This window comes from Hymenobacter tenuis (assembly GCF_054780495.1).
In genome coordinates, this window is sequence record NZ_BAAGWF010000002.1 from 21,304 (window position 1) to 46,890 (window position 25,587).

Annotated in this window: 19 protein-coding genes and 2 pseudogenes; 7 read left to right on the forward strand and 14 right to left on the reverse strand. The window is 60.5% G+C overall.

Features of this window, described 5'->3' with window-relative positions; translation table 11 throughout:
* Positions 1-5: 5 nt before the first annotated feature.
* Both ACYVGU_RS10480 and ACYVGU_RS10485 read left to right on the forward strand, forming a co-directional pair.
* A complete protein-coding gene (locus ACYVGU_RS10480) occupies positions 6-1,115 on the forward strand; it encodes an ABC transporter permease (RefSeq protein ID WP_460622025.1) in 1,110 nt (369 codons plus the stop codon).
* Positions 1,116-1,190: 75 nt separating this feature from the next.
* On the forward strand, positions 1,191-2,309 hold the full coding sequence (locus tag ACYVGU_RS10485) for an ABC transporter permease (RefSeq protein WP_460622026.1): 1,119 nt from the start codon (positions 1,191-1,193) through the stop codon (positions 2,307-2,309).
* A 622-nt stretch (positions 2,310-2,931) separates the two neighbouring features.
* Here ACYVGU_RS10485 and ACYVGU_RS10490 read toward each other — a convergent pair.
* The 4 genes from ACYVGU_RS10490 to ACYVGU_RS10505 all read right to left on the reverse strand — a co-directional run bounded on the left by ACYVGU_RS10490 (position 2,932) and on the right by ACYVGU_RS10505 (position 6,880).
* A complete protein-coding gene (locus tag ACYVGU_RS10490; RefSeq protein ID WP_460622027.1) occupies positions 2,932-4,020 on the reverse strand; it encodes a ligand-binding sensor domain-containing protein in 1,089 nt (362 codons plus the stop codon).
* An 84-nt stretch (positions 4,021-4,104) separates the two neighbouring features.
* Positions 4,105-4,923 (reverse strand): alpha/beta hydrolase family protein, encoded by an 819-nt coding sequence (locus ACYVGU_RS10495; protein WP_460622028.1) that lies wholly within the window; start codon positions 4,921-4,923, stop codon positions 4,105-4,107.
* The gene (locus ACYVGU_RS10500) at positions 4,914-5,111 is read right to left on the reverse strand and encodes a hypothetical protein (protein WP_460622029.1); all 198 of its coding nucleotides are present in this window, start codon (positions 5,109-5,111) and stop codon (positions 4,914-4,916) included. The genes ACYVGU_RS10495 and ACYVGU_RS10500 overlap by 10 nt, the downstream gene beginning before the upstream one ends.
* Before the next feature lie 269 nt (positions 5,112-5,380).
* Positions 5,381-6,880 carry a S41 family peptidase gene (locus tag ACYVGU_RS10505; protein WP_460622030.1) on the reverse strand — a complete coding sequence of 500 codons (1,500 nt, stop codon included), beginning with the start codon at positions 6,878-6,880 and terminating at the stop codon, positions 5,381-5,383.
* Positions 6,881-7,298: 418 nt separating this feature from the next.
* Here ACYVGU_RS10505 and ACYVGU_RS10510 point away from each other — a divergent pair, with 418 nt between their 5' ends.
* The gene (locus ACYVGU_RS10510) at positions 7,299-8,114 is read left to right on the forward strand and encodes a hypothetical protein (RefSeq protein WP_460622031.1); all 816 of its coding nucleotides are present in this window, start codon (positions 7,299-7,301) and stop codon (positions 8,112-8,114) included.
* Between the two features lie 299 nt (positions 8,115-8,413).
* Here ACYVGU_RS10510 and ACYVGU_RS10515 read toward each other — a convergent pair whose 3' ends face one another.
* The 3 genes from ACYVGU_RS10515 to ACYVGU_RS10525 all read right to left on the reverse strand — a co-directional run bounded on the left by ACYVGU_RS10515 (position 8,414) and on the right by ACYVGU_RS10525 (position 12,682).
* Entirely contained in the window at positions 8,414-10,759 is a 2,346-nt protein-coding gene (locus ACYVGU_RS10515) for a glycoside hydrolase family 20 protein (RefSeq protein WP_460622032.1), read from the reverse strand.
* 172 nt (positions 10,760-10,931) lie between these two features.
* The gene (locus ACYVGU_RS10520) at positions 10,932-11,657 is read right to left on the reverse strand and encodes a copper homeostasis protein CutC (RefSeq protein WP_460622033.1); all 726 of its coding nucleotides are present in this window, start codon (positions 11,655-11,657) and stop codon (positions 10,932-10,934) included.
* A complete protein-coding gene (locus ACYVGU_RS10525) occupies positions 11,654-12,682 on the reverse strand; it encodes a N(4)-(beta-N-acetylglucosaminyl)-L-asparaginase (protein WP_460622034.1) in 1,029 nt (342 codons plus the stop codon). The genes ACYVGU_RS10520 and ACYVGU_RS10525 overlap by 4 nt, the downstream gene beginning before the upstream one ends.
* A 419-nt stretch (positions 12,683-13,101) precedes the next feature.
* On the opposite strand from ACYVGU_RS10525, the pseudogene ACYVGU_RS10530 reads away from it, so the two are divergent.
* Both ACYVGU_RS10530 and ACYVGU_RS10535 read left to right on the forward strand, forming a co-directional pair.
* Positions 13,102-13,929 (forward strand): annotated as a pseudogene (locus ACYVGU_RS10530) (glycoside hydrolase family 125 protein).
* A pseudogene (locus tag ACYVGU_RS10535) lies at positions 13,929-14,332 on the forward strand (glycoside hydrolase family 125 protein). The pseudogenes ACYVGU_RS10530 and ACYVGU_RS10535 overlap by 1 nt, the downstream one beginning before the upstream one ends.
* A gap of 178 nt (positions 14,333-14,510) precedes the next feature.
* Here the strand turns inward: ACYVGU_RS10535 and ACYVGU_RS10540 are convergent.
* Positions 14,511-15,086, reverse strand: coding sequence for a hypothetical protein (locus ACYVGU_RS10540; RefSeq protein ID WP_460622035.1), 576 nt, complete (start codon positions 15,084-15,086; stop codon positions 14,511-14,513).
* A 1,283-nt stretch (positions 15,087-16,369) separates the two neighbouring features.
* Here ACYVGU_RS10540 and ACYVGU_RS10545 point away from each other — a divergent pair.
* Entirely contained in the window at positions 16,370-16,840 is a 471-nt protein-coding gene (locus ACYVGU_RS10545; RefSeq protein WP_460622036.1) for a DinB family protein, read from the forward strand.
* A gap of 308 nt (positions 16,841-17,148) precedes the next feature.
* Here the strand turns inward: ACYVGU_RS10545 and ACYVGU_RS10550 are convergent, their stop codons facing one another.
* The 6 genes from ACYVGU_RS10550 to ACYVGU_RS10575 form a co-directional block, all read right to left on the reverse strand.
* Entirely contained in the window at positions 17,149-17,913 is a 765-nt protein-coding gene (locus ACYVGU_RS10550; protein ID WP_460622037.1) for a hypothetical protein, read from the reverse strand.
* An 11-nt stretch (positions 17,914-17,924) separates the two neighbouring features.
* Positions 17,925-18,959 (reverse strand): hypothetical protein, encoded by a 1,035-nt coding sequence (locus ACYVGU_RS10555; protein WP_460622038.1) that lies wholly within the window; start codon positions 18,957-18,959, stop codon positions 17,925-17,927.
* 82 nt (positions 18,960-19,041) lie between these two features.
* The gene (locus ACYVGU_RS10560) at positions 19,042-20,538 is read right to left on the reverse strand and encodes a helix-hairpin-helix domain-containing protein (protein ID WP_460622039.1); all 1,497 of its coding nucleotides are present in this window, start codon (positions 20,536-20,538) and stop codon (positions 19,042-19,044) included.
* Positions 20,539-20,664: 126 nt separating this feature from the next.
* Positions 20,665-22,050, reverse strand: coding sequence for a PP2C family serine/threonine-protein phosphatase (locus ACYVGU_RS10565; protein WP_460622040.1), 1,386 nt, complete (start codon positions 22,048-22,050; stop codon positions 20,665-20,667).
* 220 nt (positions 22,051-22,270) lie between these two features.
* On the reverse strand, positions 22,271-22,909 hold the full coding sequence (locus tag ACYVGU_RS10570; protein ID WP_460622041.1) for a vWA domain-containing protein: 639 nt from the start codon (positions 22,907-22,909) through the stop codon (positions 22,271-22,273).
* Between the two features lie 524 nt (positions 22,910-23,433).
* A complete protein-coding gene (locus tag ACYVGU_RS10575) occupies positions 23,434-24,558 on the reverse strand; it encodes a M50 family metallopeptidase (protein WP_460622042.1) in 1,125 nt (374 codons plus the stop codon).
* A 197-nt stretch (positions 24,559-24,755) separates the two neighbouring features.
* Here ACYVGU_RS10575 and ACYVGU_RS10580 point away from each other — a divergent pair, with 197 nt between their 5' ends.
* Positions 24,756-25,361, forward strand: a complete 606-nt coding sequence (locus ACYVGU_RS10580; RefSeq protein ID WP_460622043.1) for a GrpB family protein — start codon at positions 24,756-24,758, stop codon at positions 25,359-25,361.
* Positions 25,362-25,587: the final 226 nt, after the last annotated feature.

Sequence of the window (25,587 nt, forward strand, 5' to 3'; positions counted from 1 at the left end):
CGGCCATGAAAGCATTTCTGATGTTCGTGCGCAAAGAGTTTTACCACATCTTCCGCGACCCGCGCACCCTGCTCATTCTCTTCGGCATGCCCGTGGCCCTGGTCACCCTGTTTGGCTTCGCGCTGACCAACGAAATCAAGAACGCCGACGTGGCGGTGCTGGATTTTGACCAGGGCGCGCACGCCCGGCAGGTGCAGGACCGGCTGTTTTCGTCGGGCTACTTCGGCCGGCGGGAACACGCCACCGGCTACCCCGGCGTGGCGGCCGCCTTCCGGCGGGGCCACGTAAAGCTGGCCGTGGTATTCCCGGCCGGCTTTTCCCGGGACCTCGACCACCTGGGCCACGCCCAGGTGCAGCTCGTGGCCGATGCCACGGACCAGAACACGGCGGTTAGCCTGGTCAGCTACGCCACGGCCATCATTAAAACCTACGAGCAGCAGCACATCCCGCAGCGGGCCGGCGCGGGCCCGCGCGTGGAAGCCGTCGCCCGGCTTTACTTCAACCCCGGCCTGAAGGCCGCCTACACCTTCGTGCCGGGAACGATGGCCCTGATTCTGCTGCTCGTCTCGGCCATGCTCACGAGCATCACCATTGCCCGCGAGAAGGAGACGGGCACCATGGAAGTGCTGCTCGTCTCGCCCATGCGGCAGCTGCCCATCATCGTCGGCAAGATTTTGCCCTACTTCCTGCTTTCGTTTATCAACGGGCTCGTTATCCTGGCGCTGGGGGTGGGGGCGCTCGACATTCCCCTGCGGGGCAGCCTGCCCCTGCTGCTGGCCGAAACCCTGCTCTACATTCTGGTGGCCCTTACGCTGGGCGTACTGATTTCAACCCGCGCGGCCTCCCAGCAAACGGCCATGCTCACGTCCATGCTGAGCCTGCTGCTGCCCACGCTTATTCTGAGCGGCTTTCTGTTTCCGATTGAGAGCATGCCGCTGCCCCTGCAAACAGTTTCGCGGCTGATCCCGGCGCGCTACTACATCGTCATTCTCAAGGGCATCATGATCAAGGGCCTGGGCCTGCGCGAGCTGTGGCGCGAAACGGCCGTGCTCGCGGGCATGGCCGGGGGCCTGCTGCTGCTGGCCCTGGGCTCGCTGAAGAACCGACTGGCGTAGCCGCCCAGTGCGGCCGGCTGGGGCGTGGCCCCAGCTTGCGTAAACGACACCTCCTCATTTAGCATCCTACCGCCCGTGCGCACCGTCTGGTTTTTACTTGAAAAAGAGGTCCGGCAGCTGAGCCGCAACCGCACGCTGCTGGCGCTCCTGTTGGTAGCGCCCATCATGCAGCTGGTCTTGCTCTCGCTGGCGGCCAACTACGAAGTCAAGAACCTGAACCTGGCCGTGGTGGACCAGGACCACAGCCCTGCGGCCCGCCGCCTGCTCAACCGGTTTCAGTACACGCCCTACTTCCGGCTGGTGCAGACGCGTCCCACCAGTCAAGCCGCCGAGCAGGACCTGCTGGCAAGGCGGGCCGACCTGGTGCTAGTCATCCCCCCGCATTTTGAGCGCGACCTGGTGCGCGGCGGCCGGGCGCAGGTGCAGCTCCTGGTCAATGCCCTCGACAACGTGAAGGCCGGGCTGGCCAGCTCCTACGCCAGCAGCATCGTGCAGGCCTACGAGGGGGAAGGGCGGCCCGCCACGGTGGCGGCCGCCCTGGGCGAGGTGCGGGGCGTGGAAGTAGTGCCGGCTTACTGGTACAACCCGCTGCTCAACTACAAAACGTTTATGGTGCCGGGCATCCTGGTGGAAATCATCAGCTTGATTGTGATGATGGTGGCTACGCTCAACATCGTGCGCGAAAAGGAAATCGGCACCATCGAGCAGCTGAACGTGACGCCCATCCGCAAGTGGCAGTTTATCCTGGGCAAGCTGCTGCCGTTCTGGGGGGCGGGCCTCTACCAGTTTACCATCGGGCTGCTGCTGGCGCGGCTGCTGTTTCACGTGCCCATGGTGGGGAGCGTGCCGCTGCTCTACGGCATCATGGCCGTATTTCTACTGGTGCCGCTGGGGCTGGGGCTGCTCATTTCCTCGGTGAGCCAGACGCAGCAGCAGGCCTTGTTCATCGCTTTTTTCTTTCTCATCATCTTCATTCTGCTGTGCGGGCTGTTCACGCCCGTCGAGTACATGCCGGCCTGGGCCCGCGCCTTTAACCGCCTCAACCCGCTGGTGTACATTATCGACATCGCCCGGCGCATCCTGCTCAAGGGCAGCACCCTGGGTGAGGTGCTCGGCCCGGTCCTGACGCTAGGGGGCATGGCCCTCGCCGTGAACCTGCTGGCCGTGTGGCGCTACCGTAAAACCTCCAGCTAACCAGCCGGCCAATAAGGTAGTATGAGCCCGCGGTAAGAAGCCCGGCAAGCAGCTGCTCACCAGCCAGTTTGCAGCTGCCTACTGCCCGCCCTCGTTCCCGACGCAGCATTCGCCCGGGCAAGCGCCCCCCCAGGAGCCTTCCGGCAGCTCCCGTGGCATTATCCGCCAGTAAGCGCGCTGCGCAACGGGTGGGATACCTGCGGACAGCTGTCGTGGGTACCAGTTCTAGCGCTTGCCCATGCTTTCCGTGAGAGGATAAAGCGAGTTTCAGAGTGCCCCTACTCCTAGCGTAGGCCGTGCCGCTGGTGAATTTGCTTACTGGTTACCTTGTCGGCTCACCCATAAAAGCGGCCATCCCCGCGCAATGGATGCTGCCCCAGGCTGATCTCGCTAACCCCGTATAGCAGGGGCGCACGGGTTCTGAGTGGGGCCACAGGTAGACCGCACGGGCGCGGTAAATCCGGGGCACCGGCTATTGCCGGCCGATGCGGTCTTTGCCGGCAGAGGGTAAGCTACCCAGCCCCGATCACCCCCCCAGTTCCAGCTCAACGAACCCGTTGTACACCCTACCTCATTTAAAAATCAAACTTTTACTTAAGGCCCCTGATCCGGCCCGCGCATTTTATGGAGTAACTGCGGTAAGCGATTGGTTTAGCTTGTAAGAAGTGAAAGTTTTTCCATCGTACCGGGATACCCCAGTGTTGCGGTTGCCGATCCAAAGCGTGCCCGCTCTATCTTCTAAAATAGACCAGACATCGTTATCAAGTAAGCCCTCTTTTTCAGTTAAGCAGGTTAAATACAGTCCCTCGTAGCGGCAGATGCCGCGGCTACCCCCGATCCAGATAGTACCCTTGCTGTCTTGTATTATGCAGGTAATGGGATTAACAGGGCCGGCATACAGGCCATCCATTTTAACGAAGGACTTGCCATCGTAGCGGTAGGCCCCGGTCCAGTTGCTAAACCAGATATTTCCTTGCCGGTCCTGCATATTCGGCCAGGCCCAGTTGAAAGCTTGCAGTTCATTTACTTGAAGGTTGGCTATGGTTTTACCATCATAGCGAAAAACCCCCTGGTTACCCCGTCCTCCCAACCAGATAGTACCGGCTCTATCTTCTAAGATGTATTCTACATTAGGATTGCTACTCCTATAGCCCCCCCCGCTTGCTTTGACTATAAACGGGGTAAAGGAGCTGCCATCATAGATATACACGCCATCCACGGTGGCAAACCAAAGCTTGCCGCTATGGTCCTGCATAATACTGAATACAGTGTGCGTGTTGGGGTACGTATTGGGGTGCAAGTTTTTCCGGAGAGGGATGGAAACCGGAGTAAATGTTTTACCATCGTACCGACACAGTCCTGCTTCAGTGCCAACCCAAATTTCACCGTCTCTATCCTCCAGAACGCACAAAACGCTATTGCTGTTCAGGCCATTGGCGGTAGTGAAGCGGGTAAATGAGTGGCCGTCATATTTAAAGAGCCCGGCATTAAAGGTGCCAAACCAAATATTTCCCGCCTTGTCCTGCATAAGTCGACCCGCGGGGCCGCTCTGTTGGGAACCCTGGGCTGTGACAAGCTGGGCTTGTCCGACCGATAAGGTTTTTTCTTTTCCCTGCTGTTCGGGCAAGTCGTTGTTTACCCCTCCATTGCAGGCGACGCACCCCAGTGCTAAAGTTAAAAATAGAGTTTTCTTAATCCACCGTTGTAGCATGGGTCCGTTTTAAAATCGTTGTGAATGCGGCCGCCTAGGGTTGAAGGCTGGTTTCTGGTTTGGCTAGACCGTGCCCCGGGGGGCTCACCGGAGCGGCGCCAGAAAGGCCTCCACGCGGCCAGCAAAATCCGGGTGAGTGAACACGGATTGATGGTCGCGGCCTTCGTACAGGTGGAGTTCAAGCTGCGCTGCCCGATTCAGCGCCTGCAACTGGCTGCGCAGCCGCTCGCCCTGGGCCGGGGGCACTATGCGGTCCTGACTGCCCAGGTGCAGTTGGGTTAGCGGCAGACGCTGGGCAAAGTAGAGGGGGGAGCTGGCCAGCAGCCGCTGCCGCGCCTGGGCCAGGGTCTGGCGCCCCTCCTTCAACTCCTGCAAAAACTGCAGCTGGTAGGTTGGGTCCTGCTGGTTGCCTTGGGTCAGGCCAAGCAAGTCGGTGGGGCCGACCACGTCAATAACCCGGCGTACGCGGGCGTCGCGCTCAGCCAGCAGCAGGGCCACGGTACCGCCCCGGCTGCCGCCGCGCACAGCCACGCGGCCGGCGTCCGCCGTGGTAACGGTACGCAGCAGCACGCTCAAAAAGGCTTGCGCGTCGTCGGTTGCCCCGTCAAAGGCGTCGCCCACGGGCCCCTCCGAGGCGGGTCGTTCGTAGGTTTGCCCGTCAACGGTCACCCGCAGGATCTGACCTCGGAACGCCACCCACCCCACCACAACCGGGGCTACGCGGCCGCCGGGGGCAGTTTGCAGCGCCACCGTTTGCACGGGGTCATGGCGGGCGAACCCGCTTAGCTGGAGCTGAACTGGGTGGGCCCCGGCCGTACCGGGCACCAGCACGGCCGCTTGGGTGCGGTAGGAGCCGGTCAGAAAGGAGATAAGCCGTAACTCAGCGCCGCCCGTCAACGGCACGGTTTGTTCCAGGCGGTAGCCCTGGGGGAGAGCGGACGGGAGGCCCAGTGGGCTTCCACGGCCGCCAGTTCGGCCGGAGTTGGCGGGGCAAAGAGGGCCTCTTGATCGATACCGCGCAGGTAAGGGTTCTTTTTGCAGGCGCACAAGGCGAACCACAGCAGGCACAGGGCTACGTAGGATCGGTACATGAAGTGAGGATACCCAATAGGTGGTGAGAGTTGCAAAGGCTGGGCCGGGGCTGCCGCAGCCTGGCCCCGGACGGCCATCCCTTGTTCGGCCCTGCTAATAAAGTAATTCCCCCTTGGGATTGCCGCACCCCACTCCCTGCCCCTTGGCTTTTCCTAGTCGGGCACGGGGTGCCGTTTCACTCCGCGGGCTTTTATAGCGAGCCATTAGGTTGAGCGCAGGGGCCTGCGGGCAAGGGAAATAGTTAACGCGTTGCCAGGCGGGCGCGGCACTAGCGCTTTCTGATCCGCCGCAACACAAATTCAACTTCCGCGTCCTGGCCCTTCAGCACTTGCTTAATGGTGGGCTGCACGTCATGGTCGGGCAGGCGCTTGGGCGGGGGCGTGCGGTTAAGCTGCCCGCCGCAGAGAAAGGGCATGTCTACCTCAATCAGGGAGTTCGGCAGTTTGATGCTGTAGCCCTGCCCGGCGCAGAGCACATTGCTGTAGATGTCGCCGCCGTTTTCCTCGCCCACAAACCAGACAACCCGGCCCGTGGTCTGCCGCTGCCGGTAGAGGTAGCTTACCAGGCTGTTGCCCGCTGAGAACGTGCCGCCGTTGGTCAGCACGTACAGCGGTCCCAGGTAGGAGGGCCGGGCTGGATCCGGTTTGGGGGCGAGGTCCTCCCGAAACTGGGGCTTGAGCACCAGGGTGGTGTCGTCGGCCAGAAACTGGTTGGGGTCGGCGGCAAACGCCCGCACGTCCTCGCTCAGGTTATGGGCGTACGCCAGCGTGCTCAGCCGCCGGCTGGCAACCCGGTCGAGCACGGCGCTGGCAAAGGGCTGGTCGGTAAGGTGGGCAAACAGGTACTCGGCGTAGCCGTCGCCGCCGCCCTCGTTGCCGCGCAAATCCAGCACCACGGTGTGAGTACCCCGGGTTTTCACGTCCTGAAACACACTGTCGATAAAGGGCTCAAAGCGGCGGCCGTTGCGCTCCAGCAGGCCCTTGTAGAAGCTGCTTACCCGTAAGTAAGCCACCCCGGGGGCCCGGGTGGGCTGGTAGGCTAGTTGCTCGCCGTAGTAGCTGATGCTGCGCCCGGTGCGGGCCTGGTAGGTGTGGGCAAGGATGGCCGGCAGCTGACCTTGCACCCGCACCGGCCGCCGGGTCCCGGTCAGGGTTAAGGCAAAGTCGGAGGTCTGCGGGTAAAGTAGGTGGTAAAGGAAATGAAAGGCGTAGTACGTGGTTAGGTTGTAATGCTTGAAGGTGACATTACGTCCATCGGCCGGGATGTATTTCACCATCTGAGCGATAAGCGTAGCCGCTGGCACCCCATTAATGGCTCGGATTTCAGCACCTGCGGTAACCGTTTGCTCGGCGCTGCAGTCGGTAAGGACATAGAGGCGACCGCGGAGAATGCGCAGCTCCAGCGGCAGGTAGCGCCGATCGGGCTGGAGCAGGCCCAACTTGTAGTCCGGGTTGCGCACGGGCAGATTCAAGCGGCTGTGGCCGTGGCCCAGCAAAGCCAGCAGGTAGCGCAGCTTCAGGTAGAAGTCGCCCGGCGAGGCGTGGCGACGGAAGGTGCGGCCCACGCTGTCGCACTGCTGGTCAAAGCGCTTTTTGTCGATAAAGTAATTCAGGCCGCCGTGGCCTTCCTGCAGGCCCTGGCGAAAAATGCGGAAGTCCTGCTCCTGCTGGGTTACCGAAAGCGCAGCGGGCTGCGCCCACAGTGCCGGGAGGGGCAGGAGCCAGCCCAGCAGGGCACAGGCCAGGCCAAGAAAGTATCGGTGCGGCATAAGGGAAGAAAGGGCAGAAAAAAAGTAAGAGGCAGAGGAGGAAAGCGCCGCAAGGGCTGCTACGCGCAGGTACTGGCGAAGGGGCACTCCTCCCCTGGCGGTGGCACGCTCGGCAAAACCCGTGGCCGCTGCCTTGCGCCTTGGCCGGGCAAGGGTTAGCATAAGGGGCAGGCAGTAAGTCAAAAGTAGGGGCTCGCCCCCTTCCTTGACTCTGTTGCCTGCCCCTGGTGGTGCCAAAAGCGAAGCTGAGACGTCCCAATTTATAAAGTGGGCACGGTGGCCTTGCCTGACAACCCTTTGCGGCAGTAGGTTGCGGGTAGCTGTCTGGGGGAGCAGTAATCAAGCCTTCTTGCGCAGCTCCCTAGTCGCGGCCCTTGCCAGTACCTGCACTGGGCCCTTACTTTCACTATGCCGGGGGATGATCTTTGAGTTCAATGCCTACAGCGCCCTGCTGCTGCCCTTCTGCGTGCACGGCCTCGTGTTCACGGCCCTGCTGCTCATGCGCAGCTGGCGGCTAAGCGAAGTGTCGGACCGGTGGCTGGCCTTACTGGTGCTGCTTTGCACGCTCAAGGTGGCACACTGGATGCTGGGATTTGCCGGCTGGTACAGCACCCACGACGGGCACTCGATGTTTATGTTTTATTTTCCCTTCGAGCTGCAGATCGGCCTGGGCCCCCTGTTCTATATATACTTCCGCAGCATGACAAATCAAGACTACCGGGTGCGGGGGCGGCGGTGGGGACACTTTGCTCCCCTGCTGGCTTACGTAGCCTGGCACTTGGTCTGCTTTGGAGCCGACGTAGGGCTGCGGCACTGGCTGCGGGGCCACCCCCTGCCCGGCCACTTCGGAACTCAGGGCCCACTTATCAGCCTGGCGTGGCCCCACCAGGCCGCGCGGGCCCTGGGCTACCTACTGCTTTTCGGCTATGGCTACGCCACCCTGCAGGCTTTCCGCCAGTATCACCACTACTTGAACAGTCATTTCTCCAGCACGGAGTGGGTGCGATTCAACTGGCTGCGCAATGCTTTGCGGGCCCTGCTACTGGCCGTGGTCGTGTCGCTGCTGTTCTCGGCCCTGGATTGGCTGGTCGGTCCCTTATCCTACGCGCAGTATTGGTACGAGTACCTGGCCACCGGACTGCTACTGGTACACCTGAGCGTGGCCGGCTGGCAGATTTACCATCCAGGCCGCGCCCGGTTGTACTATCAGCCGAGTGCCCACCTTCACCTGTAAGTTACCCGGCGATTAAATCCGGCGGCTGACGCCCTGGGGAAAAGGCCAGGCACGCGATCCGCAGCTGAAACATCACCTACCCACTGATGGAGCGGCGGAACAGGACGGGTAAAGACAGGGGGCGGCAACTGGGAACGAGGGCCGATCACGGGGAAGGTTGTCCGGCAACGGGCTGGGCCCGCCCGCATTTACCTTGTAGGGGACGGGGCCATCAGAGGATAAGCGGCCAGCCCACTCCCCAGCAAAACCAGTAGCCGTTGTTTCAGCCCATAGAGTTCAGCCAGACTCCCCGAGCCACGCTACTGAACCACAATTTCGTCGGTAAACAGCCAGGTATCGGGCGTGGCGGCGCCGGGAGCCTGGGCATTTTTGGCCGTCACCCGGACAAACCGAGCCTTGATTTTCTTTAGATCGGCCTGCACTTCGCTGATGCTGGGCTTATTCGGGGCCGGTGGGGCCGTTACCGGGGCCGCGTACACCGTTTGGTACTTTTTCCCATTTTTCGACACCGCAATCTCCACGCGGGCGGGCAACTGAATCCCGGAGCCCACGGCCCGCAGGAAGGTGGTTTTTACGGTGCGAATGTCGGTGGCCTGCCGCAGATCCAGGGTTGCCACCAGGTCGGTGCCGTAGTAGCCCAGCCACTGCCCGTCGGCGTGGTTAACGGATCCCCGCTGCCCGTCCACCAGCGTAAGGGGTCCGGCGCCGCGGTAGCTCTGGTGGGGCTCGGAAGCCAGCGTTACGGGGTTGGCAAAGGCCTGGTGCCGGAGCAGCTCCCGGGTCGTGACTTTGCCTATCCGCTGGCCAGCTTCAAACGAGGCGGCTTTGATAAGGGCCGAGGTGGCTACGGTGAATGGCTGGGTGTAGACCGGCGAGCTGGCCGTGGGCGCCGACCCATCGAGGGTGTAGACAATTTTGGGACCGGCCGCGTCCATGTGCAGGGTCACGGTGGTGGTGCGCCGGGCGGGGTCGAGGGTCAGCTGGGAACGGACGTTGAAGGCAGAGCGGGAGTAGGTGGCCCCCCAGGCTTCGTAGCGGCGGTACTGCTGCTGCATGCGCTGCTGGAAATCGGGCCAGTTGCGCTGACGGGCGGGCGTCCAGAGCACTTCGGCCAGCGCCGCCAGGCGCGGAAACGCCATGTACTCCACCTGCTGCTCCGAGGGAATATACTCGGTCCAGATGTTAGCCTGCCCGCCCAGGATGTACTGCTGCTCGGCGGGGGTCAGCTCCCGGGGCGTGGGCTCGAAGGTGTAGACTTTGGACAGGGGCAGGTAGCCGCCGAACGACAACGGCTCCAGGCTGGCCTCGCCCTGGGCGTGGTCGAAGTAGGCGTGGGAGCCGGGGGCCATGACCACGTTATGCTGCTGGCGGGCGGCGGTAATGCCCCCGGCCTGCCCGCGCCAGGACATCACCGCCGCGTTGGGGGCCAGGCCACCCTCCAGAATTTCGTCCCAGCCAATGATGCGCTTGCCCCGGGAGTTAACGAATTTCTCCATGCGCTGCACGAAATAGCTTTGCAGCTCGTGCTCGTCCTTCAGCCCTTCGGCCTGCATGCGGGCCTGGCACTTGGGGCAGCTGTGCCAGCGGGTTTTGGGGGCTTCATCGCCGCCGATGTGCACGATTGGGCCCGGAAACAGGGGCAGCACCTCCGTCAGCACGTCCTGCAGGAAAGTAAACGTCTGCTCGTTGCCGGCGCAGAAAATATCATCAAACACGCCCCAGAGCCGCTCTACCTTAAACGGACCGCCCGTGCACGAGAACTCCGGATACGCCGCCAGGGCGGCGACGGCGTGGCCGGGCATCTCAATTTCCGGCACCACCGTGATGTAGCGGTCCCGGGCATACTGCACAACCTCCTTGATCTGCTCCTGGGTGTAGAAGCCGCCGTAACGGAGGGTATCAAACTGGTGGGGCTGGTCGCTGAAGTGGCCGATAAGCGTGCCTGCGCGCCAGCCGCCCACGGAAGTCAGCCGGGGGTATTTCTTGATTTCGATGCGCCAGCCCTGGTCGTCGGTGAGGTGCCAGTGGAAGGTGTTCATCTTGTGCCGGGCCAGGTAGTCGATGTACTTCTTGACAAACTCGACTTTAAAGAAGTGGCGACTTACATCCAAGTGCATGCCGCGCCACCGGTACCGGGGCTGGTCCGTTATGACCACTGCCGGCAGGCGGAGGGCCGTCGCCGGGCGCTGGGTGGGCAGCAGCTGCCGGATGGTTTGCAGGCCCCGGAAAACGCCCTGGGCTTGGGTAGCGGCCAGTATCACCTGGGTAGGCTGCACGCTGAGCGTGTAGCCTTCAGCCCCCAGCGTATCGGGGAAGGTGCGCAAGGTCAGGTAGATGCCCCCCGGGCTTTGCGTGCCCGGCCGCGCCGCCAGCACCGGCGGCGCGGCGCCCCCGGCTTGCTGTAGGTCCTGACTTAGGGCCTGCCCGATGCGGCGTAGCTCCTCGTTGCCGGGGTCCACGTAAATTTTAGTTGCTGGCGTAAGAGCAAAGCTTCCGCTCCCGGGCGTAAGCTGCACCGGCTGAGGAATGAGGGATAAAGCACTGGGGCTTAGGGCGGCGGACTGGGCCGCCGCCGGGGAACCGCCCAGCCCCCCCGCCCGGCCTAGCAGCAGAACGGCAAACAACATCCAGATTTTCTTGCTCACAGGAAAGGCACAGTAGGAAGCGTGGAAAGTAGTTCGGGCATTATCGGGCGGTATTGGCTTCCGGGCTGGGGTAGCCGGCAAGGGCGCCGTTTCGATCAGGCAAGATATCGCCAGCCGCCCGAAACAGACTCGTCGCGCACGCCCTTATCGGCGGGTCAACGCAGGCCCCCGCTCATTCTAGGGAATTCAGGGCCGCCACCAATTCCTGTACCATTGTCACATCGGTTTCCCAGCGGGGCGCATCAAATTCCCCGGCGCCGCCCGCCGGCCGCTCCACCCGTTGGGTTTTGGCGCTGGCATGAAACTCCTGGGCGCCCGTCTGCCGGGCCAAGGCCTGAATAGTGTCGGGCGTGATGCCCGCGCCCGGCATGATGCGGATGCGCCCGGCGGCCTGCTGCACCAGGGCGGACAGCTGCTGCTGTCCGACCGGCGCAGTCGGCTGACCGCCGGAGGTAAGGATGCGCTGGCAACCCAGGCTGATAATTTCTTCCAGGGCCCGGGCCGGATCCGGACACGCATCAAAGGCGCGGTGAAAGGTGACCGGCAGGGGGCCGGCGGCCGCCAGCAGGGGGCGGCAGGCGGTTAGATCCGGGTGGCCCGCCGCAGTGAGGACCCCGAGGACCACGCCCGCGCAACCCAGCTCCCGGCAGTGCCGGATGTCGGACGCCATGATGGCCAGTTCCGTGGCGTCGTAACGGAAATGTCCGGGCCGCGGCCGAATCAACGCGAACACGGGAAGGGTAAGTTGCGCCAGCACCTGCTGCAGGGAGCCGTGCGAGGGCGTCGTGCCGCCCTGCGCCAGGTTCTGACATAACTCAATGCGGTCCGCCCCGCCGGCCTGCGCGGCTAGGGCCGACTGCACGGACCCCGCGCAGATTTCCAGAACCCGCGTCCTCATTGCAGCAGGTAGGCGCTCTGAATAAGCTGCTGCTGGTTCCGGGCGTCGCACACGGCGTAGCTGAAGCCTTTCTGCAGGGCAAAGGCGCCGTGCTGGCCCTGGTTGTTGACCGCGATAAAGCAGACCTGAATGTCGCGGGCTTTGGCCCCTTTGATTTTGGCAATGCGTTCCACGGCGGCTTTGCAGGCGGCTTGGGGGGAAAGCCCCTGGCGCATCAGCTCCACCACGGTGTGCGAGCCGGCAATCCGAATAACGTCCTCGCCCTGGCCGGTAGCGGCGGCCGCGCCCACGGCATTATCCACGTACAAACCCGACCCGATCAAAGGCGAGTCCCCAAGCCGGCCGCGCATCTTGAAGCCCATGCCGCTGGTAGTGCAGCTGCCGCTCAGGTTGCCCTGCGCATCCTGGGCCAGCATGGCGATGGTATCGTGGTTGTTGGCCCCTCCCACCGGACCCGTGGGTTTCTTCGGCCGGCCGGAGTTTTCAATGTTGACCACCGGCTGGTAATGGCTGGTTTTAAGCCATTCCCGATAGGCTTTCTCGGCGTCGGGGCTAAGCTGCTGGGGTTCCAGCGGAAAACCCTGGGCCAGGGCAAACTGCTGGGCCCCCTCCCCCACCAGCATCACATGCGGCGTGTGCTCCATGATGCGCCGGGCCACGCTGATGGGGTGCTTGATGCGCTCCAGCGCCGCCACGCTGCCGCAGTTAAACTTATCGTCCATGATGCACGCATCCAGGGTCACGATTCCTTCCCGGTCGGGGTTACCCCCCAGCCCTACGCAGCAGTTCTGGGAGCTTTCGGTCACCATCACGCCGGCTTCCACCGCATCCAGGGCGCGCCCCCCCTGGCGGAGCACCTTCCAGGCACCCAGATTGGCTTCCAGGCCGGTATCCCAGGTTGAAATTACCAGCGGCTGGCCCTTGACGGCCAGCGGGGCCAGGCGGGCGGCTTCGAGGGAGCGGCCCGCGGTGAGCAGGGCCAGCCCGGCGGAAGAGGAAGTCAGAAACTTTCGGCGAGTAGTCATGAAAAGAAAGCCAGGGTGTATGCTCCCAAAGAAACTGATTTTCCGAATGCCCTCCGCATCGGGCAGCAACGAGGACTTGCCGCGGGCGGGGGCGACAAGGCCCGGGGCCCCGTCCCTGGATATTGGGCGCGGCGCCGTGCTGGCCGCGTGCTGCTGCCGGCGGCGACGGCTTTTTCGGTCGTAAGGGCAAACTAGCCTCTCAGCTGCGGGCACTTTTTTACCAGGGGCTTCCCTACCCTTCCCGCATGCATCGCCGAGCTTTCGCTTAAAATTTTTCCCTGCTGACCGCCAGCGTATTGCTCCCGCCCTATTGCTTTGCGGAAGCGGGGCCGGCCTTGCCCGTGGTGCGGCCCGCCGCCGCTAAGCGGCGCTTTCGCAGCCGGTCAGTGGAGGCGGCCATTGCCGAGTTCAGGAAGAAGGTGAAAGATCCGGAGCTGGGCTGGCTGTTCGAGAACTGCTTACCGAGCACCCTGGATACCACCGTCACGCACACCCTGCACCAGGGCCGGCCCGATACCTACCTTATCACCGGCGACATTGATGCCATGTGGCTGCGTGACTCCTCGGCGCAGGTGTGGCCCTAGCTCAATTTTGTCGGCCAGGACCCGGCCCTGCGCCAGCTGCTAGCGGGGGTAATTAACCGCCAGACCCGCTGCATTCTCAAGGCCCCCTCCGCCAACGCCTTTTACGACGACGATACCAAGGTGGGGGAATGGAAATCGGACCTGACCAGGATGCAGGGCGGCGTGCACGAGCGGAAGTGGGAGATCGACTCGCTGTGCTACCCTATTCGCCTGGCGTACTTCTACTGGCAGAAAACCCAGGACGCGCACCCCTTCGACGCGCAGTGGCAGCAGGCCATCCGCACGACCCGGCAAACCTTTCGGGAGCAGCAGCGCAAGACCAGCCCCGGCCCCTACCAGTTCTAGCGCACTACCGCCACTGCCACGGATACCCAGCCGATGCAGGGCTACGGCTACCCGGTGCTGCCGGTGGGCCTGATCTGCTCGGCGTTCCGGCCCAGCGACGATGCGGCCCTGTACTCGTTTCTTATTCCCAGCAACTTTTTTGCGGTGGTGAGCCTGGGCCAGGCCAGCGAAATGATGACCGCCCTGGCCCAGGATCCCCATACCGCGCAGGAGCTAACCGCCCTGGCAAACGAAGTAGAAGCCGCCCTACACCAGCACGCCATAGTGCCCCCCGGCACGGGCGCATCTACGCCTACGAAGTCGATGGCTAGGTGCTGATGGACGATGCCACCATCCCGAGCCTGCTATCCCTGCCCTACCTGGGGGCCGTGCCCCTTGCCGACCCGGTCTACCAGAATACCCGCCGGTTTCTGCTTTCCTCCGATAACCCGTCTTTTTATCGGGGCAAAGCGGCGGAAGGAATCGGCGGCCCGCACGTGGGCCAGGATATGATATGGCCCTGGCCATCGTCATGCGCGGCCTGACCAGCACTAGCGACGCAGAAATCCGCGCCTGCCTTCCGAGTTTAAAGGCCACACCCGCAGGAACCGGCTACCTGCACGAATCCTTCCATAAGGACGATGCCAGTTACTTTTCCCGGTCCTGGTTTGCCTGGGCCAATACCATCTTCGGCGAGTTTCTATGGCAGGTGTACCAGCAGAAACCGCAGCTCCTGGCCTGAGTATGGCCGCGACCGCCCGCAGCGCGGGCCCGCTCCCAAATCCTCGCTGCGAAAGCAGTGCCCTTGGGTGAAAAAGCAAAAAGCTCGCCGGGCACCGCCGGGCCGCAAGGCAGCAGGCCGGTTGCTCTAGCCTGGCAGGGGTCACGCGCCGCACCACCCGCCCCAGGGTTGAATTTTCTTATTTGGGAAACACCAGCGAAACGGCCAGCCCCAAGGAGCCCGCGGATACGTCTTCGCCGGTTTCTGCTTGGTAGTTTAGGGCCGTGTACGTGACGGCTATCCATTTGTAGCCCAGCTCCACTCGGGGGCCGATTGAGCTTTTAAAATCTAGGTCGGAGACAAATCCGTCCCCCTTGAATTTTACGTTTTGATGCGAGGTGATGCCCAGCCCTAATCGGAAATCCTCCTTTATTTTCAGGTAGGGCATTACGTTAATTGGTATTCTGGTCAGCCGGATATTGGCATTGTCGGCGGCGGTTGTGTTGTATTTAATTCCAATGGATGTGCGGAGCATTAAATTTTTGATTTTCGAAAATTCTAATTGCCCCCCAACAGCCACGAAACCACCCTGCCCCGCTCGTATTGTTTGATCGCCGCCGTTCGTAAAAAATACTTTAAGAATCTCATCGCCCCCGTATTCAATTCCGCCTTCCACCAGAAATTTAGCTTGCAAGGGCGATTCCACGGCTTGCGAAAATGCGTTGGTTGAAAGCAGAAAAATGCTCAGCAGAAAAACTAAAATTACTTTTTTCATGGGAATACCAGGGGCGAACACAAGAGGCAAAAAATGGCAGGTAATGGTAGCGCAAACATAGAGGAAGCTGCCCTCCGTACGCAAGCCGCCGGGGAACAATTTTCCGACTGAAAGCAGTGGGGCACAATGTCACTTTACCAATGGATACGGTTGGCCCAGGGATCTTTTGCGCCGGGTAATACGGCCGAAGCCCAGTGTCTTACACGTGGTCGCCCCTCTTGGGCGTGCATACAAACTCGTGCTGGATATATACAGCTGCTGCACCTACTGCATGATTGCACGGGTCAAGGCATTCCTAACTTGCTTGGGGCACGAAACAGCACGCCACAGATAAACAAAGCAGTAGATGAAACTCGGGAGTTCGCTGTACCCGAGCCAGCAACATAAAATAAAATAAACCGAAGTCTGCAAACTTAGCCTGCGCTGTCTGTTTGCCGGAAAAGTCACATTTTGCATTCTACCATCTCGAACCCGTATTGCCAAAACATTCGGGGCCGTATCGGCTCGTTTTGTGTTGGATGACGCGTTTCCGTTTCTAGTTGGATTACTGCTGACTTTACTTTTTCCCTTGGCTTGCTGAGCGCTGCCCGGCCTAGTTCGATTCAGGGGCTGTCCCCCTTGCAGGCGTTCATTCAGCAGCCTGTTGACAGCACGGTCTTGTCCCAGCGCAATTCAGGTTGGAACCACTTACTTTATCGAGCTGGGTTAATTACCGGGTAAAACAAGAGACGAAAACCAGCGAATAATAGCAGGGGTGGGTTCCCAACCGACACCCGCTGACTAAGAAGAGTCTCCCGTCCAGGGTGGCGCAAGTAGTAGCGCCACGTGTCCCGCCGTGGCCACTAAAACCACGGCGCCCGATGTCCGTCCGGCGGTTAATGTCCCCGGTACTCCGACCAGCCCCACTACGTAGGTTAGAAAGCAGGCGCTCCCCCTAGCTGCCCCACCCCCGGCGTAGTCCAGGCACGCGCAGCCGTATTCCAGTTGGGTGGAACGGCGGGGTCAGGCGAACAAACCAGGCCAACACCAGGTGCAAATTGCGCGGGTTGGAAACGGGAAGCCGGCAGGATAAGCCAACGGCATGTAGGTGGCCCTGCATACGGTAGGCGGTACGGACAAGCCTACTAGTGCGCTGCCAACCGAAAAGCTATCGGTGCTGACTACTAGCTCTGTGCGGCGGCAGGCTGTGTCCAGTAAGCTGTTTTATAGATAAGCTGGGCGGCTTATCTTGTCTGCTTAAGCCGCCACGTAGGTGACCTGCGTAGGTACATAAAGGAATAACCATGAAAAGCAGTGAGGAACTAGCCAATCGTTTCCAGGAGGTCATTTTCTCCGGCACCTGGGTAGCCAACACCAATTATCGCCAGGAACTAACGGGCCTGTCCTGGGAGACGGCTACTACCCCCCTCCCTAGGGTGAACACTATTGCCGCGCTGGTGCAGCACCTGCACTACTACCTTACGGGCGTGACGCCCGTCCTCACTGGGGGCAGCCTTACCATTAAAGATCAGTTTAGCTTTGATTTTTCGCCAATTCGCTCCCAGGAGCACTGGGAACAGGTGCTGGCAACCTTTTTCCAGGAAGCCGAGAAATTTTCATCGGGAGTCAGCAACCTGCCCGAAGCCCGGCTGCAGGAAGTGTTTGGGGAGGAAAAATACGGAACCTACCAACGAAACATAGAGGCCATGATTGAACACAGCTATTACCACCTTGGCCAGATCGTGCTCATAAAAAAATTAGTAAACCGCATCTAACCGCTGCCGCAGGGTGCGCGGTACCTGCTGGTGAAGATTACAACCACTACCACAAGCCATTTCCCCTGGCTTACTGCTACCTACCTTAGGATCCGGCCGCCCTGGAATGCCAGCTGCTCTGCGATCACTGGGACCAGGGTTGCTTCGCCGAGCAGGCAACCCGATCACTGCTTAAAAGCTTAAAACCAGGTTGCGCTGGGCCAAGGCTGCAAATTGCAGAAGTTGCTCTCTCCTAATATTTCACCTTCGCCTGCAGTAGTACCCCGCTTCGTCGCCTTCTTCCGGTAAGGTACTGGCTACTTAAAGAGTTAGAAGTGTTGCGCTATTTTCTGGAGCTCGGTTTGAATTTCCTTTTGCTTTTTTTCGCCAGCTAATAGAAAGGAGTTCTTCGTGGTGTTCATTTTATCCTTGGTAAGGGTAATCTCCTGGGTAATCTGGTTGATTTCAGCTTTTAGGACGGTTAAGCGCTGGGTAAGCGCTTGCAGTTCCTGGGCCTTCTGCTGAATCAGATCCTCCTTGGGCCGCACCTGTTGCTGGTACTGCTGGGCGTGGGCGCTCTGAAAAGCATTTAGATCCCGCCCAATCAGGTTAAGGTATTCCTGGCCAGTGGAAAGCAGCTTTTCCTTGGTGAGGCCGGTACTTTTTAGCACGTTGTAAGCGGTCTGGTACTTAATGGCTTCGTCCTGGATGTCGTCAATGTCGAGTTTGCTGTCCACAAATTCCTTGTAGTCAGGCCCGTGGAACAAGGGATTGCGGGCATTCGCCTCATCAATCAGCCGTTCAAAATACTGTTCGTGCTCGGGCAGGGGTTCCGTGATGGTGCCTCCGGCCGAGTAAGTGGGCACCTGATCCGGAATCGGGATGGGGGTGGCCGGGCCATTGATCAGCGGATGCTGGGCGTTCTCGGGGGGCGCGGGTGCTGCCGGGGGCAAAAAGGAAGGCGTGACCGGCGCCGCCGCGGGGGGCGCCGTAACGGGTGGCGCCACCGCGGGGGGACTTGGTGGCGCCGGTTTTTGCGTGGAATCGTCCTCAAACTCCACGAACGGCGTCAACAACTGCTTTAAGAAACTCATGGCAAGAAAACTTATTGGTTGAGGCTAAGCAAAAACCCGATGGTAAAGTTGGCATCCCAGTCAAACACAAAGGTGTCCGTGCCGGTCCCCTCGGCCAAGCCCTTGTAGATGGTTAAGCCCGAGGCCATTTTCTTGTCGGCGGCTTTGTAGCTGGCGGGCTCCTTCAAGACGGTGTATCTTTCTTCTCCTCTGCGGTGCTGCTTGGCCAGGGTGAAGGGCACTCCCCCCAGGATGAAACCTACGTTGCGCTTGTTGGCCGGTATTTTAGCCGCCAACGCTTTCACCTGGTTGTAGACCTGCTCATCGGCGGTTCCTTTTTCGTAGTATTTGGCGCCCGGCAGCTCAACGGATTGCAGGCGCCCATTCTCCTGCCAGGAGATCTTGGTGTTGCCGGATCCAATATCCACCAGGAAAGAGTTATCGGCGAAGGCGGCCGGCACGGTGGCACTAAAGCCCAGCTTGCCTTCCTGCTCGGCGGTTACGTTGTTGACCACATACCCCATCTTCTTCAGCTCGTTGCTGATAATGGCGGTTTTAGGTTCTTTCTGGGCGCCCGAGGAAATCACGAAGTGCATGTTTCTGTTGGCCACGCCTTTGTCAAACATGGCGGACAGGTACTTTTTAAGCCCGGCTCGAATGTCTTCGGTGGTGGCCAGGCCTTCGTAGGCCAGGGACTCGCCAAAATCCTTGGACACAATCTCCCAGCGTTTCTGGCGGTCCATGTTGATAACAAAGGAGTTAAAGCCCGTGGCCCCCACTTCCACTACCCCCCGCAGCGTGCCATTTTCCGGTTTCTCGGGCGCGTAGCTAAACTCCCGGGCTTCCTCGGTAGTGCCGGCCGCTGGGGCCGTAGGGGGGGTCGTTGCGGCAGCCGGCACTTCCGCGGTAGCCTCCCGGGGCCGGTTGCTGCCGGGTATGGTGGGCGAGGTAGTAGCGGAGGCAGCGCTGTCACTGGGCCCGCCTGACAAATGAGGACGGAGGGCGAAGTAGCCCAGCACCCCCATGATCAATAAAACAACAATAATTCCTAGCGGCTTGATTCTCATCGGGGTAAGGGTTAGTAAGTTTTAAGGGTAGTGTTCCTCTCAACTGCTCGGCTCATTCTGGCTGGCGGGGGCCGGCGGGGCGCTACGTATTGGCCATGGTGATCACCACCACCCGGCCGCCCTCTTCCTTGGAGAGCAAAAGCTTCTTGCCGTCGGTCAGATCGACCATGGTGTTCACGGGTATGTCTTTGTCTTCGGTCAGGTCTTTCAGGGAGGTGAGCGTTTGATTGACCAATACCCACTTGTTGTGGTGGAAAGTGAAATACCCCACCGGGGTCTTTTGCTCGGCCGTCAGTTTTTCATTTCGGATTACGTGCCGGTTTACGTGCCACTGGAACAGGTACTGGTTGTGGTAAACCATGAGGCGGTGGTTTTCCGGGCGCCAGACCGTGGGCTTAAACTCAAAGTACAGGTCCAGCACGGGCAGGGTGCCTTTTACCGGCGTGCCGCAAAACGGGCACTTGGGCGACGTGGTATTGTCAAACACAAACCACTTCTGCTGGCACCTGGGGTTGCTGCAGGGCTGCATCAGATCAGTGGTTTTGAGCAGGGCCTGCTCCCACTGGTCGGCGTTCGGCCGCTGGTTAGGATCGTGGAGGCCGGCAACAAAGGCCTGATCAAATAGGGCCTTTAGGTAGGGGCCGGTAATGGTGTAGGGCAGCTTGGCAACATCCGCCCAGGGCAACGTCCACTTCGAGACCTGATCCAGTTTAGGCCGGTTGGAGTGGTCGGTCGGGTGCTCAATAAACAAGGCCTTTTCCCCCATGGACAGCAGGTCGTCCTGTTCCGTATCCAGGGAGTTAACCTTCCCGCCCTTCAGCGGATGCCGGTAGAGCAGGTACAGGTAAATCATGACCGGCAGGGCATGCAGGTCGGTGGTACGGTTGGCGTGCTTGCGGTTCGGGTCGCGCAGCTCCAGGTGCTTGGTGGCCAGGACTTCCGGGGCAATAAAATCGGCCGTGCCGATAACATCCGGGGGGTATAGCCCCGGTACTACCAGCCCGTCAATGTCAATGATGGTGGCGGATTTGCTGACCGGGTCAATTAAAACGTTTTTGTAAGATAAGTCGGAATGGGACAGCCCGGCGGCGTGCAGGCGTTTTACACCCCGGGCAATTTTGACGCAGATCTGGAAATAGCTCAGCCAGGTGCCTAACTCGCTTTCATCCAGGCGCAAGGCAAACTGAGGGTTACGAAACTTGGCCGAGGCAAACCACAAGCCTTGTTTCTCTTTGCCTTTAATGCCGTCGCTGGTGGCGTAGCCTTTCTCGAAAAAGAAGTTTTTGTTATAAGTAGGCACAATCAAGCCTACTTTCCCGTCGGTGGTTTCCACCAGGTCGGTCGGCCAGCAGTACAGCTCCTGGTAGTACTGGCCACCTTCCCGGTTGAAGAAGCTATCGTAATACTGGGTTACAAGCTTGCGCAGCCGTTCGCGGGAATTGTAATCCTGCTTGTCACGGTAAAAAGCGACCACGTACGATCGGTCGGGCCCGAAATACACGTCCTTCATGCCACCCCGCATGGGCTCACCGTTATCCACGTACTGGTAAATTTTACCCGGCGTGGTAAGGGACGGCACCGACCTCACGGTTCGGGCCGGTGTATTAAGAAAGTTACTGCTAGTGCTTTGGCTCACAGGTTCAGGTCTATAGTAAAGGAAGGGCTCTGTTTCCGGGGCGAGGGCGGGGCAGGGTCACGCCACGAGCTAGAACACGATGGCCAGGGTTCGGTCGTCGTGGTTGCCGGGGCTCCAGAAATCCATCCAGTGGGAGAGTTGCGCTGCAATGTCGGGGTTGGTGGTGCTCAGTTCTACCGCAGCCTTGTCTTCATTCTGGCCCTGTAAATCCGCCAGAAACTCCTGCCACTTGGCTATATCAGGCAGGCTGGCCTCTACCACGAACTTGGGGTCATAAATGCCGTCCGACATCATGATCAGGTACGAAAAGTCGTCGATCAGTTTAAACCCAAACCGAGTAGCGAACTTTTCATTCTGGAAAATCTCGGGCATGGTGATAAACCGGGTGCCGCCCCCGAATTCACCCACGTCGATCCAGTTCATGAGCGTCACCTCGGACACGTCTGAGCTAAGCACGGCAATGGGGCAATCGCCGACCCCAAAGGACAGCAAGGCGTAGCCCACGTCATACTTTTTAAACAGGGTGAAGATGAGCGTACTGCTCAAATCTTTCAAGGTGAGCTCCTGGGCCTTGGCGAAGCTTTCCAGTTGCTTGTGCACCTGAAAAGCCGCTTTGCCCAGGTTGTTGTACACGCAACGGTTCAGATTTTTCAGGGTGTCCTCCCCGGTTTGGCTGGCGTGCTGCTCCACCAAGACGTCAAACTCGGCCATGCTTTCCACGGACGCGGAATCCAGAAAATAGTTGACCACGCCGGCGCAGGCCAGCGCCGACCCTTTCCGGGCCAGTTTCGCACTGCCGGCCCCATCCGACACCACGACCACGTTCCAGCCGTTGGGCAGCTCCTTGAAGGCGAAGTCATCTTCCCGGAAGGAACCCACGTTGGCGTGGGAGCGCCCGCGTTTGGAGGACACCAGCAGGTGCCGGTCGCCCAGGGGTGCAAACAAGGTGACATCGTCTTCCTTCCAGTAGGGATCATTCCGGTCGCTTTCCAGGTTTTTCCAGAGGCCTTTCGGATCCGGGTTGATGATAAGCGGAATGTCTTTTTGGTGGAAGGAAGCGTCCTCCGCCTGCCCTTCCACTTTAAAGAAAACCGCAAACTTCAGGTCCCCGCTTTGGGTAGGGACCCCGGTAATCTGGTTGTTTTCGGCGCTATACGTTAGTCCCAGGGCTTCCAGGCCTTCGATGCGGAAGGCGATCAAGTCAGTCCAGCCATACTGCTCGAAGTCAAAGGGAGCGGCATAAGGTTTACCCACGGTGGCGTTTGGAATGCGAATGGGCTGCTGCACGATTTCAGCTATTCTTTCCTCGGTTTTCCAGTTGGCCATGAGTTGATCCTGATTTTTTCTGAGTTGGTGAAGAATGGCAAGGCTCTGCTCCTGCTGTAAAAAGCGGTCGAACAACTTCATCCGGTGCTCGGGAATGAGAATGCCGTTGCTTTTGAAAAGATCAGTCACCAGTTGTTTTGCATCGGCCATTCCTGCTGTTGGGCTTACTGTGTTAAACTCGTTTTTAAGGCTGCTCCCTGCTCGTCTCCCGGGATGCTGCTTCCGGCCATCCGGCAGCTTAATGGTGCCGGATGGCCTTGCGGGGCAGGGCCTGCTACTGGCGAAAACAAGGAAGAGGCTGATGAAGAATTCCTCCAGCCTCTTCTTTGCCCAGGGAGATGCCCCTTGTTTACGTAACTATATTCAGTTCAGCCGGCGGCGGCGGCAGCTCTCCCATCCCGCTTACTTCCTGGCCCCCATCTTCCACTTTGGTTGAGGAAACGCCAATGGAGGCACTCACCCAGGTAAAGAACTTGGCGATGCTCTGGCTGTCGGCCGTGTCAAGGCTGACGACATTTTCCGTGATTTGCTTTAGTAACGCCGAGTCGGCGGCGCTGCCGGCGGCGCAGGCCACGGTAAAGGCAGTTTTCCGCTTTCGGAATTCTTCCAGGCCCAGCTGCCAGTCATCGGTGGGAATTCCATCCGTCATAATAAACACCAGGGGTTTCCAGTCGCCCTTCTGCTCAGCCGTGGTTTTGGTAACCTCATTGTCCATGCAGGTGGAAACCAACTTCAGGGCCTCGCCCAAGCTGGTAGTGCCGGTGGCTCTGATGTCCACCATCTGAAACGAGGCCAAATCGGTTAACGGCACCACTTGCTTGGCCTCACTATCAAAAGTGATGATGCTGATGAAGGCAGTCTCAATCGCCTGCGGATTCTGCCGCAGCGAACTGATCATAACCTGAACACCATTTTTAACTGCTTCAATGGGTTCGCCGGTCATGGAACCAGAGGTGTCCAATAACAAATAGACGGGTAGTCTCCTCATCGTTTTAGGCTTTGGAAAGTTTTGTGGGTAATAAACGCTGTACTTGTTGAGGGCGGGCGCCAGCTTCAATCAGCTGCTCTTTCTCCGGGAGAAAATGGCTTTTACCTAGGCTTTACAATAAACTCACGGGTGAAAACAGCTTTTCAACTCTATTCTCAGATAGTCAGAGCTGACAGGTTTAACGCAGGCCTGGGGGCAAGGTTGGGGAGCCGTCCCGACTGACCCAGCGCCGGGATAATCGCTCTTTTCTCCGGCAGCAAGAAAGTTGACGGAGTCAGGGACTGCCCGTACGGCCACTGGCCTAACCCAACCAGGCGATTCGTAGCGCTGGGCGCTGGCCGCCCCCGCCGGCCAGGAGGGGGCGGATCCGACGAGCTGGTCGCCGTGATTCGAGCTGCCTGACCCGGGGTGGTGCGCTCCTGGGCTCTCGAAGGCTACTTCGCGGGTAAAACGAATATGGCAAAGGAACGCTAGAAGCCGGACCACCCGGCTTCCAGCCTGGTACCCTGGCTCACTACTTTGGCTCAGTTTGCTTCCTTCCGGGCAGCCCAGGCCAGGGTGTCGTGCAGCCATTCGGTGTAAAATACGCTGCTGCCCCGGTCGGTATTGCCGGCCAGAGCCCGCAGGCAAGCTTGGGCTTGCGCACGGGCCTGGGGGGCATCTCCCCCCAGACGCGCTTGGGCGGCGGACACGCGCAGGGCGGCATCCGGGGCCGTTAAGGCGGAGGAAGCGGCCTGCCCCTGAAACGTTTGGGATGCGGCCAGATCATGGGAAAAGGCGGCGGCAAAAAAGGCAGCTTCCAGCCAGACCGTTTCCCGCAGGGCAGCCGGCAGCTGGTGCACCCGAGACTGGTAGGCCAGCAGGTACTCTTCCGCCAGAGCGAGCTGCCCCCCGTCCAGGGCGGCCAGGTATAGGTAATGGTAGAGAAAGGGCTTGCCGGCCAGGACATCCGGCAGCGGAAGAGCCGAGTGCAACGCGGCTAAAGGCAGTTCCCGGGGCCTGGTGCCGGCCACGGAGCGGCTGGTGACGGCCAGCACGGTCAGTTCAAGGTGGCTGGCCGCCCCTCCTTGCAGCAGGGTCAGAAGGCGGGCCCCATCACTGGGAGCTCCCCCCAGGCGCAGGGGCAGCAGGGTCATCAGCGCCATGGCTCCGGAAACGGCGCCGGTCATGGCCAAGCTGAGGCCGAGCAGGCTGCCGGACTCGCTGGGTGGCAGCAGGGCGTAGCTTCCTAGCCCCAGCCCGGCCCCCAGCACGCTGGCCAAGGGGCCTCCCGCCACAAAGTACAGGTAGCGGCGGCGCAGGTCGTGGTCACCGGTGGGGACACTCACGACCAGCCCCCCCGCGGCGTAGAGGCTGGGATTCCAGCGCAACCGAATCTGCGTTCCCTCTCGCTGCCAGCGAAACGGCCCCGCGGTAAGCCACTGCAGCTGAAAGCCCTGCCAGCGCCCCAGCAGGGCGTGGCCCAGCTCGTGAATACCGATGGCCAGCAGGGCGCATAGCAGCAGTAACACCAGGCTACCTGCCAGCGCCCCCCCAGACCCGGCGGCTGCCGGGGCGGGTACTGCTGTAAGTGAGTGCAGCTGCCGGCCCAGCCACACGCCCAGCAGGCTGAGCAGCCCTCCTGCTCCAATGGTAACTAATTTTCTCATGCAGTGCTTGAACGGTCGAACTACCGCTGGTTAAAACATACGGCAAGAATGCTACAAAACCGAACAAGGGGCCCCTCAAGCCACCCGCCCCATCAGGCTGTGGGAAAGTTGAGGGGTCTTCCAGAGGGCCGGAGTTCTGCTTGCGCGCAGCCAGGCCATACGTATCTTCGCGCCAGAGCCTAGCAGGTGTTTCTGGCATGTCAAAGTCTCCCCCTTTTGCCTTATCCCGGCCGGTAGTCCTGCTGCCCTACCAACCCCGCTGGGCCGCGGAGTATACCATTCTGGCCCAGCAGCTCACGGCGCTGGCCGGGAATTGGCTGCTGCGCCTGGATCACATCGGCTCCACGGCGGTGCCGGGCCTGGCGGCCAAGGATGTGCTGGACGTGCAGCTTACCGTGGCCGACCTCTCGCAAACCCAGGCTTTAACCCACCAGCTTACCCAGGCGGGGTTTCAGCTCCGGCCCGGGTACGTCTACGACGAGTTTGCCGATCTGCCCGAGGGCTCCCCCCAGCTGCGCAAGCAATACCTGCGCGAACCACCGGGGGAGCGGCGCATGCACCTGCACCTGCGTGAGGCCGGACGGTTTAACACCCGCTTTGCCCTGCTGCTGCGGGACTATTTGCGGGCCCAGCCCGCCGCCCGCCAGGCGTACGGGCTGCTGAAGCAGCGGGCAGCCGCGGTGTTTCCCCGCAGCATCGCGGGCTACCTCTACCTGAAAGAACCGGTTTTTTACTTGCTCTACCAGGCCGCTACGGCTTGGGCCGAGCAAACGAACTGGCAGCTCCCTGAGGAGATTACCTAACCCCTGCCGAAGAACTTTCGCGGTCCGCGCGAGCAGTGGCACAGCACCCCGGCTCACCTCGCTTTTGCCTGGGGAGCTCCCAGGAAGAAAAGCTCCCAGCGGGAGTTTCTCCGGCGCCATCGACTGGGACTGCGGGCCCCTGCCCTCAGCCGCTGATAGCCCGCCAGCCAGGGCGAGCAGGGCAGTTGCAAACCCGGCATATTAGATGAGTGGGATTAGGAAAAGC